We start from the raw sequence: 18,098 nt of genomic DNA, 5'->3' as shown, positions 1-18,098 counted from the left end.
GGACTCTCAAGCTGGTAGACCCAAAGACATAAGGTCTATCGGGGCAAACTGACTGGCTGAACCTTGCTGGCTAGACTTGCTGATTAGAGTTCGTCTGCAAAGTTGGATGTGCAAACGTTTGGCGCCCAAGAGTGGGATTCATTGTAAAGTAAACGTCGTTCGATGACCAATAAAAAACACCTAATGGTGGGTAGGCGCAGTATTGAGGCTTTATCATAACAGGCATGAGTCAGCAACAAACGGATACGCTATTTACGCGATAAAACATAATCGTCATCGAGCTGTTTGTCATTGTCCATCAATATCAGATGATTGTCTTGAATACGGTAGGTCTCTATGTTTTCTTGCTCATAAACGATGGTAATGAGGTCGTTATCTTGACGATAAATGCCAGACTCAATCGTCGGGACTTTGGGCTGGGAAGGGTTGTTATATAGACTGGTTTTTAGGACGGAGCCATCGGCAAATAGGTTTAGGGTGATATCGATACTGTCACAAAAAGAGCAGGGCAACATACCGCCGTAGTCGCCTATTAACGTGGCTTGTAGTGAGCCATAATCGGTGGTGCCCCCATCCCTATCTACAGTATCAATGCTGCTATCGGCAGTTGATTGCGCTGCCATGATCAGTGAGCGCCCTTCTACGGCGTCGAGCTCGTCGGCATCAGCCTCAGATTCAGATAGGCTGTCTGCCAGATCGACGGTAGATGGGCTGCTGTCTGCAGCGTTATTGACCGGCGCAACCTTAGTACTCACTTCTTTGTTGGTATTAGAAGAGGCACTATCGCAACCAATCACCAACACGCAAAGCGGTATACCTAAGAGCAGACGATGAAAGCGTCTGATCGTCGATACATTAAAAGAGCAACTAGGCGCACGGTATATCATGGTCACACCAAAAACAGTTTTTTAAACAACATCTGAAAAGACTGCCTATCATATCGGCAAGTTCAGGGTATTGTCAAAATCGAGAAGTAATGAAAAAACCAGACGAACCATCAAAAACCATCATTTTTATGAGGCGATTATCGTGTGACTCATCGTTGGTTTTGAGGTAGATAAACAGCGTTCAATCGCTTGGCAATTCTATAAAGCGGCGTATGTCACGCAGGTCTGCTTATCAGCAAATAGAATAAGCTGTGACAAGATATCAAAGGTTTAGAATATCTTTGTAGCGTTTTTGTTATTGGTTATTTTTATAAAATCATGCCATACCGATAGGCGTATCAGTATGGCATGGGATAATATGAGGATAAAGAGGACTATTTAGAGGCGATAGGACGTACGATACGCCACAACACCAAACCGTGGACGACCAGCAATAGACTAAATAAAATCAAAGACTGCTCAGGGATACTCAGTCCCATAAATGTCCAGTCGATAGCGGCGCACTCACCAGAGCCTGCAAAAACTTCTTTAAACACCTGCAAAATAGGTAAGGTATCTAGCCAGTAGTCTAGCCCCGGGCCACAAGAAGGCACTTGATCAGCAGGTAGGTGCTGTAGCCAGACGTGACGGCCTGCCACCACAGTCGACCAGCCAATACCCACCAAGCTACCTAGCCATAATAGCAGACGCACCGCCATAGATTTGGGGTGAAATAAAGCCGCCATCAGGGCAAATACGCCCATCACAATCAGCCCGATACGCTGAAAAATACAAAGCGGGCAAGGGGTAAACCCCATGTAGCGCTGCAAAAAGAACAGCGCAAAGCTCATACCTATCACGGCCATAACGACCAAAAATATTTGTAGATTGCGGTAAGTGGTCAGCGGTAGCATGGGACAGTCACTCTTATTAGGTCGTTGTCTAAGATATCAAACCAGTGGTTAAGTTGGTTGCTAGCGGTATTGTTGTAAAAATTCCATAAAGTCTTCTGTCTCGGCAGACTCAATCTCTGCTTGTTGCAAAATAGACTTTTCTGCCAATACCTCATATTTGGCTTGGGTGTTTGGGCTCAAGGTCTGCTGCAACAACGCGTCACGATGCTGCTCTGCCAAGGTAAAGCCAAGTTGCCATAAGCTGCCTAAGCGTTTGCTATCGGCATTGACTTGCGCCGAAATCGTCGACTCTGGATGACTGGCTTTGCCTTGCATCAAGGCCACGGCTGCTCGGTAGTCATTGCCACCGTAGTGCGCGTCAAATAGCTCGGCAAGTGGTTGCATACGATCTAAATGCATAAGCATCCAGCTCTCAAGCGATTGCTCTTCGCCGTTATTGATGATGTGCAAGCCCTCGCGGCGACCTTCGTTTACCACGCGCTCAAGGTTGATAGCCAGGGCTTCTTCTTCCTCAGGGAGCAAGTCAGGCGAGTCATTTAGTAGACAGTACAGCGCCATGACTTCTAAAAAACAAGCGCTAGAGAGACGGATACCGACATCGCTATACGGGTCGAGATCGATGGCGCGAAACTCGACATAGGCGATACCGCGGCGCTCTAGTGCTTCGGTTGGCGTCTCACCGCTCATGGCGATTTGTTTGGGGCGGATAGGACTATAGTACTCGTTTTCTATTTGTAAAATATGATTGTTAATCTGAATAGGATTGCCGTCTGCATCATCCAAACCCAGTTTTTTAAAGCTCTCATGCGGCGTCTGAATCGCGCGGCGCAGTCCTTTGATATACTCAGGCAAGTTGTTGTAGCGGATGTCGAGCTGCTCTTGTACGCTGTTGGTATAGCCAAGTTTGCCCATCCGTAGGCTGGTGGCGGTAGGTCTGTAGTAGGTCGAGTCATTGAGGCGCTCTAGGTCATGCTCGCGCCCCGCCAAAAAACACGGACAAACGCTGGGGCTGGCTCCCAATAGATACAGCACCAAGCTGGTTAGGCGCTTAAAATTACGGATCAGTCCAAGATACTTATCGTTTTTAAACTCCGTCAGCGTCAGATTTTGCGCCGCTGGCGTCTTTGCTTGCCAAGCCGCAAACAAATCATCACCAAACGACAAATTATAATGCAAGCCTGCGATGGTCTGCATACGGCGACCATAGCGGATACCAAGCCCGCTGCGATACAGTGTTTTTAACTTACCCGTATTAGAGCTGCCATAGTCGGCCAGCGGAATATCTTCATCGTTCGATGACAGCATGCACGGCATGGATAACGGCCACATCAGCTCACCCTCAGGCATACCTTGATAGACCAGCAAATGCAGCTGGCGCAGCATGTTTAAGGTTTCTTTGGGAGAGGTTTTTGGGTCAGTGATCAGCTCAAGCAGACTTTCTGAGTAATCTGTGGTAATAAACGGATGAGTAAGTTTGGAGCCTAGTTTGGCCGGATGCGGGGTTTGTGCCAAAAAACCATCAGGTTTAACACGCAAGCCTTCTTTTTCGATACCGCGGAGCATCTCGGTCAGATGCTGATGGTCAAACCAATTGGGGATTTCAAAGTTCACAAAGCTACTCGCAAAATTACTCATAATAGGCATCTATTGTTATTGATTATGGCAGACCAAAACACGACGGGCGTTTGACCATAAAATAGGTAAATATAAGGATGAAGAATTTGGTCAGTTTAGCTCAAAGCAGTCCTGAAAACCACGGACAATTACAAATACGATAAGCTTTATCCAAGGCGGTTTTGGCTGGTTTTACTAAAAAAATTGACACACAAATCATAGAAAAAAGCAGTCTGATTTACTGCCTATTTAGCGAATGGGCAGACAGGAGACGAAAAAGCACCTATAGATAAGATAGGAGTCTTATCCATAGGTGCTTGAACCGTCGATCTCAAACTGCGAATACAAAAGCGTCATTTAGATAGAAAATGACGAGCCGCAGCCACAGGTCGTGGTGGCATTGGGGTTGGTCACGATAAAGCGCGCGCCCTCTAAGCCCTCGGTGTAGTCAACGGTAGAGCCTTGCAGGTATTGATAGCTCATCGAGTCGACGACCAAGGTCACATCGCCATTATTAAAGTTGGCGTCGTCTTCGTTTAGGTCATTGGCAAAATTAAAGCCATAAGAAAATCCTGAGCAGCCGCCACCGGTGACATAGACGCGCAGCATCAAGGTGTCATCGCCTTCTTCTTCGCGCAGGCGGCGCACTTTTTGAGCGGCGCTGTCTGTTAGGTTTAAAACCGTTGGGTCTACCGGCTGGGTGGCGCTTGGGTTAAATTGATTGGCTGATTCGTTCATATCTACCTCAGTTACTAGGATCAAAGGCTGTCGTCCTGTTTGGGTTTGCAAGCACAGTCTTGCAAAAAAAGATACGCACGGCGTTTGATTCAATGGAATGCTGTCATTATGGCAAAGCGATGAGCGCGTTATCAATCCTCGTTATCAATATAATACAAGTGTCATCACTCACGCGCTAAATACATGCTCGGCCATGGGCACTTATGGTATCGCAGTATATCATAATGGGGGTGTGGATTCGTTTGTCAAGAGTGACGCTTGGTTATGCGCTATTAATAAGCAAAATTGCCTTTGCGATGCTGCCGGACTGTTTCACCGAGGCGACTATGTTTACCGACTATGTTTAGCGATTCTGTTTAGTGGTTTTGTGTGCCGACCACGCTTAGCGATTCTGTTTAGTGATTCTATTTAGCGATTATGGCCATCATAGCAATCAAGATTTGCTTTTAAAATAGTGATTTAATCGTTTGCCTATCGGCGAGGCGTTTGAAATAATAGCCGCCAGTAAACATGCCAGACGTGTGTTTTTTATTGCCTTAAGTTTTATATTATTGTTGAGATGAAGAGATTATATGATCGAATTTAAAGACGTAAGCGTACGCCGTGATGGTCGAGAGTTGTTTGCAGGGGCAAGCTTTCAGCTCCATCCGGGTCATAAAGTCGGCCTAACGGGCAATAATGGCACCGGCAAATCTACTTTGTTTGCGCTACTGCTTACGCAGATGGGTACGGGGGACACCGAGGTCACGCTGGACAAAGGTGAGGTGAGTATCCCTGATAGCTGGCAGGTGGCGCACATGGCGCAGGAGGTCGAAGCCAGTGATCAGACGGCGATTGATTACGTGTTGAGCGGTGATGAGCAGTGGTACGAGATTAATGCCGCGCTCAGTGATTTAAGCGCTGTCAGTGATGAGCAAATTGGGGTGTTACATCAGCAGTTCGATGAAATCGATGGCTACCGTACGCCGACCAAAGCCGCACAAATCATGGCAGGCCTTGGGTTTAACACCAGTCAGCACGAGCTGCCTGTCTCAGGGTTTTCGGGTGGCTGGCGCATGCGCTTAAACCTCGCCAAAACCTTGATGAGCCGCGCTGATTTGATGCTGCTTGATGAGCCGACCAACCATTTAGACTTAGATGCTATTCTCTGGCTTGAGACTTGGATCAATGCTTATACCGGACTGGTCATCGTCATCTCGCATGACCAAGCGTTTTTGGATGCCACGGTCGGTCATATCTTGCACGTCGAACAACAAAAAATCACCCTTTATACCGGTAATTATCAGCAGTTTATCCGTACCCGTCACGAGCGTATGGCGCAGCAGCAGCAAGCGTTTGAAAAACAGCAAGCCACCCGCGCCCATTTGGACGACTTTATTCGTCGTTTTCGTGCCAAAGCCAGTAAAGCCAAACAGGCACAAAGCCGTATCAAGCAGCTTGAGCGTATGGCAGAGCTGTCGCCGATGATGGCAGATAACCCGTTCTCTTTTCGCTTTTATGAGCCAGCCCATATGAGCTCGCCGCTGATTGAGGTGACGCACGCCGATATTGGCTATAGCGATACGCCTTTGCTTCGTAACGCCAATGTGCAGGTCACGCCTGATACGCGTCTTGGGCTACTGGGTATGAATGGCGCTGGTAAGTCGACCTTGATTAAAGCCTTGGTCGGCGAGCTGAAAGTTTTGTCAGGTACTTACCGCGTGTCCGACACACTCAAGCTTGGTTACTTTAACCAGCATCAAATGGACGCTTTAGATGCGGCGGCCACCCCGCTACAGATGATGCGCCGCCTAGCTGGTAAGACATCAGACGCCGATTTGCGTTCGTTTCTCGGTAGCTTTGATTTTCGTGGTGATCGTATCGATACGCCAAGTGAGCTGTTCTCTGGTGGCGAGCGCGCTCGTCTGACGCTGGCTTTGATTGTCTGGCAGCGTCCAAACGTGCTGGTCCTCGATGAGCCGACCAACCATTTGGACTTACAAATGCGTCAGGCGCTGACCCTCGCCTTACAAGGCTTTAAGGGAGCGGTGGTGCTGGTCTCGCATGATCGTGAGCTGATTGCCAATGTCTGTGATGAGCTATATTTGGTGCATGACGGGCAAATCGATGCGTTCGATGGTGATATCAGTGACTATGAAAAATGGCTGAGCGAAAAGCGCAAACAGGAAAATAGCTCAGATAAAGCAGCAAGTAAGAAAAAAAGCAAAAAAGAGAGCAAAAAGTTTGTTTCACGTGAAACGCGCGGTAGCCTAGCAAATACAGCAGCGTCTACGAAAGCCGTCAAAGACAACCCTACGTCGCCTGCTTTGAGCAAAGAAGAGCAGCGCAAAATGGCCGCCGAACAGCGTAAACTGACTGCACCGGTTCGCCGCGAGATTGAAGATACCGAAAAAGCATTGGCTAAGACTGAAACGGCGCTGACCGCCATAGAAGAAAAGCTTGCCGATACCAGTCTGTATGAAGAAAGCCGCAAAGCGGACTTGCTAAAACTGCTGGATGAGCAAAGCACCCTACAGCAGCAGCAAAGCGCTAATGAAGAAAAATTACTGCTGGCCATGACAACGCTGGAAGAAATGGAAGCGGGTTTTGAATAGCGCCGTACCTATAGTCAGATGAATGTAAAACTGTTATGGATTGAAACGCGCTACTGGTATAAATTTTACTTGCGTGCTGCGTTCCCAGAGGCTGCGCAAAATTCATCCCAGTGGCGCTATTACATTTTTAGAGTGTATCGACTATAGATAAAGCGCCACACATAAAAAAAGGGAGAGCATAGGCTCTCCCTTTTGTTTCACGTTATTCTTTACGGTATTTACCATCACCATAAGACAGTATCTCCATGGTGGTGGTGCACAATTGGCAGTTGATTTGACCAGCAGCGGCTTTCGATAAATCTAAAATACGGCCTCGTATAAAAGGCCCTCTATCCGTGATTTTGACGATCACGCTTTGCTTTGTCTTTTGATTGGTCACTTGTACCTTAGTACCGAAGGGCAGCGTACGATGCGCAGCGGTTAAGGCATTCATATTAAAAATACTGCCACTGGCAGTACGCTTTCCGTGAAACTTGCTACCATAATAACTGGTGTTACCTGCAAAAACGCTGGTGCTTAGTAGCAGTGACAAGGTGACAACCAAAGACTTGATTAAATACGACATTCAATACCTTTATACAGTTTATAAAATAGACAGATAACCTTGCCTATATCATCGATACTCCCTGTGAGTATCAAAGTTATATTCATTTTATAGCACATAAATTGTCGTATCCTTACGGCTCTGTTAAAAAACGCCCCAGTTCAAATATCAGCATTCATAATAAATCACTGCTTTTTTTAACAAAATCAGTTGGATAATGCTCTTTATTAAATACCTTGAAAGCATTGCTAGATATCACGTCTGTGCTGAGCGTGGTTTGCTCAGGTGGGTAAATAAGTAGATAGTTAGACGTTTGGCTAGTAATGATATAGGCAGTTGTTTTGTTTGGGTCATATAAGAGGGTAGCGACCATAATAAAGAGATATCAGCCGGAGCGTTAAAATATAAGGGCTAAGCCAGCGGGTCGCCGCAGGATAGCAGTAGCCAGCCAGTATTGATAGTACTGTAAATATTATTGCTACCGTATTAATATCTTGTAATAAAAAGTACATTCTGCTTGTTTTGTTTATTAAAAGAGACGGGCTATTTTCCATTAAATGACTCGTTGCCCGAACAACTAAACTAATAAAGGTAATAAATAAGTCCGATAAGAGAACAAGCAAAATTACGCCCAGTGGCCCTGTACTTATTTTATAGCGGATCGATGGTATGAATTGGTATAGATAAAGTGGACAAGTGTAAATTTTGCCCAGCCATTATGTGGCTATGCTATGGTAAGCAATGAAATATTGCCGCATCATCCCTATATTATCTATTAAGTAAATCGTTAATAATAAATGCGATAAGGAAAAATAATATGGCAGAAAAAAACTACTACGACGTTTTGGGGGTCAAAAAAGACGCCTCAGACGCTGATATCAAAAAAAAATACCGTAAGTTGGTTCGTCAGTATCACCCCGATGTGAGTGATGACCCAAATGCGGATAATAAAATCGCTGAAATCAACAACGCTTATGAAACGCTTAGAGATAAAGACAAGCGTGCGCAATATGATGCCATGCTCGACAATCCATTTGCCGGTCAAGGCGGCGCTGGAGGCTTTGGCGGGTTTGGTGGTCAATCGGCGGGCGGACAGGGTGGTTTTCGCTGGGAAGACATCAAAGATCAGTTTGGTGATGGACAAGCCTTTGGCGATGGCGGCTTTCGCTTTGATGATATATTTTCGGCGTTTGGTCGCGGCGCGCGTGGTTCAGCTGGTGGACAGGCAGGGGGCCGCACGCACGGTAGCGGCTTTGAGCAGTTTGGGGGTGGCTTTGGTGCGCAGGATAATAAAGGCCAAGATCAGCACGCCGAGATTGCGGTGGACTTGGCCTCAGTCTATAGCGGTGACGACTATAGCATCAAACTAAACGTGCCGGTACGTCAGCCCAATGGCAGCGTGGATTATGAAAATAAAACCCTCAAGATTAAAATCCCAAAAGGCATCACTGATGGCAAGCAAATCCGCCTAGCAGGTCAAGGCTCAGCTGGCATGGGTGGCGGCAAAAACGGTGATTTGTTTTTAAAGGTGAAAATCCGCCACGACCCCAATATCCGTATCGAGGGCGCTGATGTCTATCAGACAGTAAATATCGCGCCATGGGAAGCGGCATTGGGTGGCAAAATTAATGTCAGTACGCCCGCTGGCACCCTTGGCGTGACCATCCCCAAAAACAGTAAATCTGGTAGCAATTTACGTCTAAAAGGTAAGGGCATCCCTGCCAAACAAGCGGGCGACTTATACTTAACTCTCAATATCGTCAACCCTGATATCACTGATAGCAATAGCGAGGCTGTGACAAAAGCCTATGAGCAGCTAAAGCAAGCCTTTGCTGATACCAGTATCAATCGCTGATAACTGCCGCGCTGCTCTCGACAGAGGTCAGCGAGAAGCGATAACGGGGAGAGATGAAAACAGTCACGATGACATAAAGCACAAATAAGGATAGCAACCAAAAGAGGATAATAATAATGAAACACTCGCCTGAATTTACCGATATTATCATGAGCTTGGATGAGCTGGTATCTGCCTGTGGTCAAGAGCGTCAATGGGTCATCGAGCTGATGGAAGAAAACATCATTGAATACGACGTGCCAGAGCGTGAGCAGTTTACCGGCTATCAGCTCACCACGGTGCGCCGCGCCTCTCGTCTGAGTCGTGACTTTGATGCCAGTGTGCCAGCGATTGGTCTGATACTGGAGCTACTAGAAGAAGTCGAGCAGCTGCGTCAGCTCAAACGCCAGATAGAAGGGCAGGCGTCAATCATCGAAGTAGATATCGAGCATCTAAAGTAGCCAAACAATAAAGCCCAGCTCATAAAAAAGGCCTCATTGCGATCATTGAGGCCTTTTGTTTTACAGTGTGTGATGTACAGATACGGATTGCGCGGGATTAACGCGCGTATTTAGGGTCGGCTGCCGCAGTAAACAAGACGTCAGTTGACGAGTTGAGCGCGGTCTCGGCCGAGTCTTGAATCACGCCGATGATAAAGCCGATGGCAACCACTTGCATGGCAATGTCATTGGGGATACTAAAGAGGCTTGCGGCCAGAGGAATCAGCAATAACGACCCGCCAGCGACCCCAGAGGCACCGCAAGCACTAATGGTCGCGACCAAGCTCAATAAGAGCGCAGAGGCAAAGCTCACCTCGATACCGAGCGTATGCGCTGCCGCCAGCGTCAAGACGTTGATGGTAATCGCCGCCCCTGCCATATTGATAGTTGCACCGAGCGGAATGGTGACAGAGTAAGTGTCTTCGTGTAGGCCCAGTTTGCGGGCAAGGTTCATGTTTACAGGGATGTTGGCCGCCGAACTACGCGTAAAGAATGCTGTAATCCCTGACTCACGTAGGCAAGTAAATACCAGTGGATAAGGGTTTTTGCCCGTTTTGAGTAAGACGATAATAGGGTTGGCAACGAGGGCAATAAATATCATACAGCCGACCAATACCATCAAGATACGAGCGTAACCTGCCAATGATGCAAAGCCTGTCTCAGCGACCGTATTGGCAACCAAACCTAAGATACCAAAAGGTGCGAGAGCGATGATCCATTTCACCACTTGTGAGATGGCATTGGCAAAGTCGCCGACGACCGTACGCGCGGTGTCGCTGGCTTGACGCAGTGCAAAACCGATGATAATTGCCCAAGCCAAGATACCAATATAGTTGGCCTCAGCGATGGCATTGACAGGGTTTGCCACCAGATTCATCAGCAAGTTGGTGAGTACTTCTTTGAGGTTGGCCGGTGGCACTTGCTCGACAGTTGCGTTGACGAGTACCAGCTCAGTTGGGAATAAAAAGCTGGCGCCGACAGCAGTCAATGCCGCCAAAAATGTGCCAAACATATACATGATGAGCACCGGTTTGACATACACTTCGTTGCCACTACGATGCTGACTAATGGCCGCCATCACCAGCACAAAGACCAATATCGGCGCGACTGCTTTTAGCGCACCGACAAATAGCGTCCCCAACAATCCTAAGGCGATACCAACGCTTGGTGCTAGCCAGCCTATTAGCACCCCTAATATTAAACCGATAATAATGAGCGGTACCAGCCCTATACGCTGGTACATCGCAATCAATGAACGCATTTGTACACCCTCGAGTTAGTCAGTCAGAAGTAAATGAATCATAAAAATAGAAAAACAGTCGGAGGATGGTAGCATTTTTTCGGATACTCGCCTACCAGTCATACTGGACGCGGCAAATCAGACATCAACAAACCACGCTGTAAAAATCATAAAAAGGGTAGGTAAAATAAAGGAAAGGAAAGGCAGGCTTGCGGGGATAACTGAGCGAGGCGACTGATATGACAAAGCTGATGGAATAAAGCTAAGACGGCAAAACTAATGGGACAAAGTTAAGACATAAACCAGCGGACAGCCCGCAAGTAAAACGTATAGCAGTAGCGCTATGTCGTTTTTAGAGGAAATCCACTGCATAAGCTATACCTTATAGTGCGTCAGCTCATAGCCGAGCTGCTTATAATGCTTATATTTATGACGGCCCTCTTGCATACTCGTGGCATCAGGTTTTATCAGCTCAAGTATTCGAGTAGGTTTGGCAGGACTGGTCGCGGCTATAAAATCGCTGACAGGCTGCAATGTGGTATTGAGAACGATACCTGAGAAGTCCGCTGGCATATAATTGCCGAGCATGACGGGTGCTGATACTGCCTCATCGATATCGGAAGGGTCAGGCTTTGCGGTATCAGGCTCCATAGTATCGAGATCTATGGAGTGAGAGCCGCGGCCCAAAAGGCGCTGGTGCGGGATAAAGCTGGTCGCGTCGTGCGTCCATAGCGCTTCATCAAGCGAGCTGAGTAATGCCTCATCTTGAGACAAAATCAGTAGCGATTGGCTGCTTTTATTGAGCGCCGTTTGGGTCAGCTGACAAATAAAGCCCAAGATTTCTTGGGCTTTACGCTCGCTTAATACATAAAAACTTACGTTCATAACTTGGTCGTCATCATTGTATTAAGCGTTGTTTGCGCTGTTTTTTAAGTACTGCATAAATAAAGGCACAGGGCGACCGGTTGCCGCTTTATCTTTGCCTGAGTTCCATGCGGTGCCTGCGATGTCTAGGTGCGCCCATGGCTGACCTTCTTCGACGAAACGTGATAAGAAGCAAGCTGCGGTCACAGCGCCTGCGCCTTTACCACCGATGTTTTGCATATCGGCGATGGGTGAATCAAGCTGCGCCTGATAGTCGTCATCTAATGGCATGTGCCAGATGAGGTCACCTGATGAGTAGCTGGCGTTTTCTAATTCAAACAACACATCTTCATCATTACTAAAGACCGCTGAGCGTACATGCCCTAAGGCCACCACGCAAGCGCCCGTCAGTGTCGCCACATCGATGATGGCTTTTGGCTGATAGCGCTGGACGTAGCATAAGGTATCGGCCAACACCAAACGACCTTCCGCATCGGTGTTTAAGATTTCAACCGATTTGCCGTTCATGGCTTTGACGATATCACCAGGACGCGTCGCCTCGCCTGATGGCATGTTTTCTGCACAAGCGAGTGCCCCCACGACATTAATTGGTAGACGCGCCTCGCACAGCGCTTTGATGGTACCCAATACAGACGCTGAGCCGCCCATATCGAACTTCATCTCATCCATGGCCGCGCCTGGCTTGATAGAGATACCGCCTGAGTCAAAGGTCACGCCTTTACCGACCAACACGATAGGCGCATCGTCATGGCTGCTATCAGTGTTTTTGTCTGATTTTTTGCTAGGCAGTTTGGTGGGGAGCTTATCAGCCAACGCTTTTAGACCACCGGTGACTTTTGCACTGCTATTGCCGGCTGTATAAGTATCAGTTGCGCCTGCTTTGGCACTAAAGTTAGACTTGCCGCGATACTCGAGTAGTACCAGTTTACCTTCTTTGCTAGAGCCTCTAGCCACCGATAAAAAGCAGTTCATGCCCAGCGCCGACATTTCCTCTTCGCCCAGCACCGTCACTTTTAGGAGGTCAGGATAGGTTTTAGCCAGCGCTTGGGCTTGTTCTGCCATATACGCTGGGAAGCAGATATTGCCTGGCTCATTGGCGACGTCACGAGTCAGGCTTTGACCGGCGAACACCGCTTGCGCAAAGTCTAGCGCTGGCTGCAATGCCGCATCGGCCAACAAATAAACATCCGTGAGTACCGGTGTGGTTTGCTCAGACTTGTATTTATCAAAACGATAGCTGGCTGCTAGTAGATTTAGCGCAAATTGGCTAAAGTGGTTTTCTTCTAGGTCATCGCCGAGCGCAACAGTGATAGAAGCGACGCGTTTTTGCGTATTGCTATAGATGGTTTTGGCGACTTTTTGTAGGGCAGTATGGTTGAGCTTGTCGATATTACCGACACCGACCAACAGTAATTGAACTGGGTTTTGCTTGGTGGTTTTTTTGTCACCGGCCAATGCCAAGTCAGCAACGGTTTCGCAGGCTTTACCACTAAAGTGTGACACTTCCATCAATTGCTCAATACGAGCGCTATAGTCAGCTAGCGCAGACTCAGCGAAGAGGTTTTTTTTGTCATCCACCAACACCACCAAACAAGCCGCGTCTTTACTCTTCGCTTCTTTTTTGAGGATTTTTTGGGTATGGGTTTTGGGGAGCTGCTGAGTTAATTTGATATTCATATAGTTATCCTTATTTGAATGGTCAATAGGTGTCGCCTTTTAATCTGGGTACGAAACCATCAGATTATTAAACAACCAAATTATTAAACAACTGGGTTGCTAAATAGCTAAATCAGTTAAATCACTTATCACCGAGCCAAGCGGCCGTTTATCACCAGCTTAGTGTTTCGTAAGCTTAATGTCGCACAGACTCAGTGCAATAGCCGCATGACAAGTGACTGCCAGACGATGCCTGAGATCATGTGTATGGTTCGAGGTGATAAAAACAGAGAGTCATCTTGCCCAGCCAATATCTGATCGCTGTGCTCAAACCAACGATAAAATCCAAGATTAAGCTATTGATTCAGTCAAAGCTTCAGTCAAAGCATTGGAAGGTTGGGCGCTTGTTGTAGTGTAGCATATCAGGGAGTCAGCGTGCTGTCGGCATCGGTTAAGTAATGTTTTCGTATATATCTGCTGTGCGATCTTCAGAGCGAATGCTACATAAACCACCGCCTCAATCAAAGATATAGAAAATAGATATCAGTTATAAAAACAAACGATCAACCGTTTGTTGTGTTGAGCATATATCATCACGTTAGCTGTGGATCCACTGATCTTAGTACGATGAGCGGCTTAAGTGGCAAAAGCCATATCGACCATGCTTGCTTAGCAAGGGTTAGGTAATGTTTTCGCACATTTTTCACAGCCATTTTTTGCCAAAACATGCTAGCATTAACGGTTATATTCAAGGCTTATATTTGTGTAGTATCGCTAATGATACTACGGTTAGTTGTTATTATCCGTTAACTATCAGCGAGCGGTATAAACCTGCCGCCCAAAAAAAGCCGTTATAATAGCCAAATAAGCGCCACGCCTGAGCCAGCGCTCTATCATACAGCACGCGCATACCAACTGTTTAAGAGTCCCTATTGTGATATTACGCCGCTACATGACCCAACAAGTTGCCTCGACCACCGCTTTGGTGTTGGGGTTTTTAGTGGTGATGATGCTCGGTGGGCGCTTGATTCGTTACTTTGGGATAGCTGCTGAAGGTCGCTTAGACATTAGTTTGTTATTTACCATTATCGGCTACAATCTGCCGTACTTCTTAGAGCTTATCTTGCCATTGGCGTTTTTTATTGCGCTGATGCTGGTGTTTGGCCGTCTATATGTCGATCAAGAAATGGCAGTCATCAATGCCAGCGGTGTGTCACGTGGTAAGCTAGCCCGCTTGATGACGCCGTTTATTCTCGTGCTGTTTGTCGGCGAGGCGGCGTTGTCTATCGTTGGTAAGCCGTGGGGGGTGCGCTCATCTGAGGCGGTGTGGCAACAGCAAGCCTTAACCAGCGCCTTTGATTTGATTCGCCCAAAAGAGTTTATCAGTAGTGGTAATTATCATCTGTATGTCGGCAGTCTGAGCGAGGACAAAAAGCAGCTGCAAGATGTGATATTGATTCAATCAGAAAAACCAGAAAAAGGCAGTCAGCCCAAAAACGCGGCGGCCAATACAGCAAAAAATGAGCGTGATCAAAGCGCTGCGGTCGCTGTCGATAATCGCATCGACCCCAAAACCGCTGAGCAGTTGGATATTCCAGAGCTGCCAGAGACACTCGTCAATCATGATATCAGCAAAGACACCATCACCTTAGCCAAACGTGCCGAGCAGGTCGATACAGGCAGCCGCGGCGTGACGCAATTGGATTTGTTTCAAGGACGACGATACGAAGTCGGCGCAGGGAGTCTAAAGTATAATCAAGTAGGCTTTGATCGCTACCGCATCAGCTTGACTGAGCCTGCCAAAGACGTCGTCACCGAAGACAATATCGAAACCCAAGCCATCGGGCCGTTGTGGCAAGCGGCAACCGGTAGCGGCAGTGCACAAGTGAGCACGGTCGAGGCCAAGCGCGCTGCGCAAGGTGAGCTCGGTTATCGTTTTGCGTTGCCTTGGCTGATGATTATCGCGCCGATGCTGGCGGTACCGCTGGCACAAGTGCGTCCCCGTCAAGGTCGCTGGCTGCGTTTGTTTCCGGCGATTTTATTATTTGTCAGCTGCGCGCTGGGTATCATTTCGCTCAAAAACGCGGTGAGTAAAGGCAGCGTCAGCGTGTGGGCGTATGCGTGGCTGATCTTAGGATGTATGGCGTTGGCGCTGTATATGAACTGGGGCAGCCGTGTGCAGCATCGCCTGCGCTTTCGCCAACCTCAGCAGCCGCAAACAGTGGCCGACAGTCGCGCCAATCCAAATGACAACACGTCAGGAGGGCAATCATAATGCGCTCTTTATTTGCCAAAATCCCTAGCGCCGAGCCGCTGGCCCAAAAACCCGGTCAACTAAAAGTGCTCGGCCGCTATGTCAGACGCAATGCCTTGCTTGCTATCATCGGGGCCGTTGTCGGTCTATGGGCCTTGCAGCTTATTTTTTCTTACTTATCCGAGCTTGATTCGCTCGATGATAGCTATACGATGAGTGAGGCGATTAAGTATATCTTTTATCGCTCGCCTTACTTTTTAGAGCAGTTTATTCCGACAGGGGCGCTACTGGGAGCGGTCATCGGTTTGGGGCTGCTGGCCAACAAAAGCGAGCTGGTCGTCATGCGCGCCGCTGGCGTCAGTATCTATCGCATCGTCGGTTGGGTGCTACAACCCGCTCTAATTTTTGTGCTGCTTGCCTTAGCGATCAATCAGTTTGTCTTGCCACACTCCAATCAGTTGGCAAAAGACATCAATGATGAGGGCAGCCGCTCGCTTGTGACCTCGGTACGTGGCTATTGGACGGTGCAACCACGCTTTGAAAATGCACAAGATGGTAGTGCAAAGCCTGCTGGCAGCGATATTTTATATATCGATTATGCCGACGTACAAGGCAATATCGGCGAGGTGAAGCGCTGGCATTTGGACAATGATGGCAATTTGCAAACCGCTATTCATGCCAAAGATGGGCAATATATCGGCCGGCAAGCTCTAGATAGCAGCAGCGGCACGCCGAGCGGACAGTATCGTTACGAGTGGCAGCTCAATGACATGACCACGCTCAGTATCAACCAAGGCTTTGAGAGTAGTCAAGCCGTCTTCGCCTCCGATACGCTCAGTTTGCCATTTGCCCCAGAGTCGGTGTATCTACTGACGCGTAAGGCAGAGGATTTGTCCCTGACGCAACTATACGAGCATCGTCAGTTTATGCGAGGGCAGGGCAATCGCTCTTTAGAGCATGAGCTGGCATTTTGGCAAAAGCTACTGTCGCCACTATCGATTTTATCGCTGGTGATCGTTGCTTGCTCATTTGTCTTTGGCTCGCTGCGTACGCACAGCTTGGGTCTGCGTATCGTCGTCGCGCTACTCTTTGGTTTGCTATTTAGCTATGTGCAAGATTTGGTCGGCTTTGTCTCATTGGCGACAGGGTTTTCGCCACTTTTGATGGTGCTATTACCGATACTTGGTAGCGCCGCCTTGGGCTTTTATCTAATAAAACGGCAGATGTAAGACAATGTGGTAGGTGATATGCCATCTTTAATGCCCTAAGCAAGAGAATAAAAAAAATCCCGCTAATATGCTGATGTGTTGGCGGGATTTTTTTTGTGCAGCTTTTAAGTTACTTAAACTTATTCTTTGGTCGCCATAGTAATGGTATAGGTTTTGCCTTGTTTGACCTTTTCGCTATTGCCAAACACTTCGGTAAACGAGCGTTTCATAAACTGGCGCAAACCATTGATGGTCACCACATAAAACCGCCCACCTTGACGCATACGCGCATAGGCATCGAGGAAGTATAGATAGTGCTGCTCTTTGCCCACCTTGGCTGGCAAGTTTGACATCACAAGGCTAAAGTCTTTATCCGCTGCCACATGATTGAAGCCGTTTGATAAATGCACATCGACATTTTTTAGACCGTTTTGCACGCAGTTACGGCGCGCATATTCTACCGCCATAAAGTCTTTGTCAATGAGTGTATGCTGACCATTCGGGCACTCACGCGCTGCCGTCATGCCAAGCACGCCATAGCCGCAGCCTAAGTCGATCGAGTCATCATCCGCCTGAAAATCCACATAATCGAGCAGCATTAGGCTACCGTCATCGAGCTTTTGTGGTGAAAAAATACCCCAAGTGGTCGAAAAGTCAAACGGCTTACCCAGTACCTCTTGGCGAAAATGAATGTCTTCACGCCAGTGTTCGGCATTTTTTAGCAGGTCGGCAGGGGGACGATGGTTTGTAGAGTGGCTCATGCGATTCTCGGATAGTAGATAGGTAAAAGGTTAATAAGTTATGGCAGGTATTGTAGCGAGAAAAGGGTCAGTTTGCAGCTAGGGATTGATAGCGCAGACTCTATATTTTGCCGCTTCTATAGTCGCAAAGTTCTTCAACTTACGCTATTTTTTAGCGCAAACGCTTCTTTAAAAAGTAATCAAACACAAACGGGCCAAATGGCAAAAATGAGCCGAGCACACCGGCTGGCATGGCCCATAGCGGCAGCCTTATTTTGCTGGCCGTGAGCAGCAGCATTAGGATATAAGCGATAAATAGTGCGCCATGTGCCATACCGACATACTTCACCGCCTCAGAAATGCCGAGCATATATTTTAGTGGCATAGCGATACCAAGCAATAATAAAAAAGACGTGCCTTCTAAATAACCTGTTATGGTCAAGTTTTTGAGGGCAGCATGCTGCCCTTTGGTAAGCGTAGGCTGCAAAGATGGCTGAGCTTGCGACACGTT

Annotated in this window: 15 protein-coding genes; 5 read left to right on the top strand and 10 right to left on the bottom strand. The window is 47.7% G+C overall.

What is annotated here, in order from left to right:
- Positions 1-248: 248 nt before the first annotated feature.
- The 4 genes from R0I52_RS03210 to erpA form a co-directional block, all read right to left on the bottom strand.
- Positions 249-887 carry a copper resistance protein NlpE N-terminal domain-containing protein gene (locus tag R0I52_RS03210; RefSeq protein WP_317053129.1) on the bottom strand — a complete coding sequence of 213 codons (639 nt, stop codon included), beginning with the start codon at positions 885-887 and terminating at the stop codon, positions 249-251.
- A gap of 374 nt (positions 888-1,261) precedes the next feature.
- Positions 1,262-1,780, bottom strand: a complete 519-nt coding sequence (locus R0I52_RS03205) for a disulfide bond formation protein B (protein ID WP_317053128.1) — start codon at positions 1,778-1,780, stop codon at positions 1,262-1,264.
- 60 nt (positions 1,781-1,840) lie between these two features.
- Positions 1,841-3,415 carry a glutamate--cysteine ligase gene (gene gshA / locus R0I52_RS03200; RefSeq protein WP_317053127.1) on the bottom strand — a complete coding sequence of 525 codons (1,575 nt, stop codon included), beginning with the start codon at positions 3,413-3,415 and terminating at the stop codon, positions 1,841-1,843.
- A 336-nt stretch (positions 3,416-3,751) separates the two neighbouring features.
- A complete protein-coding gene (gene erpA / locus R0I52_RS03195) occupies positions 3,752-4,132 on the bottom strand; it encodes an iron-sulfur cluster insertion protein ErpA (protein ID WP_100748631.1) in 381 nt (126 codons plus the stop codon).
- 572 nt (positions 4,133-4,704) lie between these two features.
- Here erpA and R0I52_RS03190 point away from each other — a divergent pair.
- Entirely contained in the window at positions 4,705-6,726 is a 2,022-nt protein-coding gene (locus R0I52_RS03190) for an ABC-F family ATP-binding cassette domain-containing protein (RefSeq protein ID WP_317053126.1), read from the top strand.
- Positions 6,727-6,928: 202 nt separating this feature from the next.
- Here the strand turns inward: R0I52_RS03190 and R0I52_RS03185 are convergent, their stop codons facing one another.
- Positions 6,929-7,291: a septal ring lytic transglycosylase RlpA family protein gene (locus R0I52_RS03185; RefSeq protein ID WP_075101338.1), complete on the bottom strand. Its 363-nt coding sequence runs from the start codon at positions 7,289-7,291 to the stop codon at positions 6,929-6,931.
- Positions 7,292-8,087: 796 nt separating this feature from the next.
- Here R0I52_RS03185 and R0I52_RS03180 point away from each other — a divergent pair.
- Positions 8,088-9,125 (top strand): DnaJ C-terminal domain-containing protein, encoded by a 1,038-nt coding sequence (locus R0I52_RS03180; RefSeq protein WP_317053125.1) that lies wholly within the window; start codon positions 8,088-8,090, stop codon positions 9,123-9,125.
- A gap of 116 nt (positions 9,126-9,241) precedes the next feature.
- Positions 9,242-9,565: a chaperone modulator CbpM gene (locus R0I52_RS03175; RefSeq protein ID WP_317053124.1), complete on the top strand. Its 324-nt coding sequence runs from the start codon at positions 9,242-9,244 to the stop codon at positions 9,563-9,565.
- A 97-nt stretch (positions 9,566-9,662) separates the two neighbouring features.
- On the opposite strand, the gene sstT is transcribed toward R0I52_RS03175, so the two are convergent.
- The 3 genes from sstT to R0I52_RS03160 all read right to left on the bottom strand — a co-directional run bounded on the left by sstT (position 9,663) and on the right by R0I52_RS03160 (position 13,406).
- On the bottom strand, positions 9,663-10,865 hold the full coding sequence (gene sstT, locus R0I52_RS03170) for a serine/threonine transporter SstT (RefSeq protein ID WP_317053123.1): 1,203 nt from the start codon (positions 10,863-10,865) through the stop codon (positions 9,663-9,665).
- Positions 10,866-11,219: 354 nt separating this feature from the next.
- On the bottom strand, positions 11,220-11,729 hold the full coding sequence (locus R0I52_RS03165; RefSeq protein ID WP_317053122.1) for a DNA polymerase III subunit chi: 510 nt from the start codon (positions 11,727-11,729) through the stop codon (positions 11,220-11,222).
- 21 nt (positions 11,730-11,750) lie between these two features.
- Complete coding sequence (locus R0I52_RS03160) at positions 11,751-13,406, bottom strand: leucyl aminopeptidase (RefSeq protein WP_317053121.1); 1,656 nt, start codon at positions 13,404-13,406, stop codon at positions 11,751-11,753.
- A gap of 931 nt (positions 13,407-14,337) precedes the next feature.
- On the opposite strand from R0I52_RS03160, the gene R0I52_RS03155 reads away from it, so the two are divergent.
- Complete coding sequence (locus R0I52_RS03155) at positions 14,338-15,660, top strand: LPS export ABC transporter permease LptF (protein ID WP_317053120.1); 1,323 nt, start codon at positions 14,338-14,340, stop codon at positions 15,658-15,660.
- Entirely contained in the window at positions 15,660-16,868 is a 1,209-nt protein-coding gene (gene lptG, locus R0I52_RS03150) for an LPS export ABC transporter permease LptG (protein ID WP_317053119.1), read from the top strand. The genes R0I52_RS03155 and lptG overlap by 1 nt, the downstream gene beginning before the upstream one ends.
- Positions 16,869-16,987: 119 nt before the next feature.
- Here the strand turns inward: lptG and R0I52_RS03145 are convergent, their stop codons facing one another.
- Complete coding sequence (locus R0I52_RS03145) at positions 16,988-17,608, bottom strand: class I SAM-dependent methyltransferase (RefSeq protein ID WP_100748642.1); 621 nt, start codon at positions 17,606-17,608, stop codon at positions 16,988-16,990.
- Positions 17,609-17,759: 151 nt separating this feature from the next.
- A complete protein-coding gene (locus R0I52_RS03140; protein WP_317053118.1) occupies positions 17,760-18,095 on the bottom strand; it encodes a DUF3817 domain-containing protein in 336 nt (111 codons plus the stop codon).
- Positions 18,096-18,098 lie beyond the last annotated feature (3 nt).

It is taken from the genome of Psychrobacter sp. CAM01 (genome assembly GCF_032842965.1).
Taxonomy (GTDB): domain Bacteria; phylum Pseudomonadota; class Gammaproteobacteria; order Pseudomonadales; family Moraxellaceae; genus Psychrobacter; species Psychrobacter celer.
Note: the sequence above shows the minus strand (reverse complement) of the source record. Positions and strands in the feature narration are given on the sequence as shown.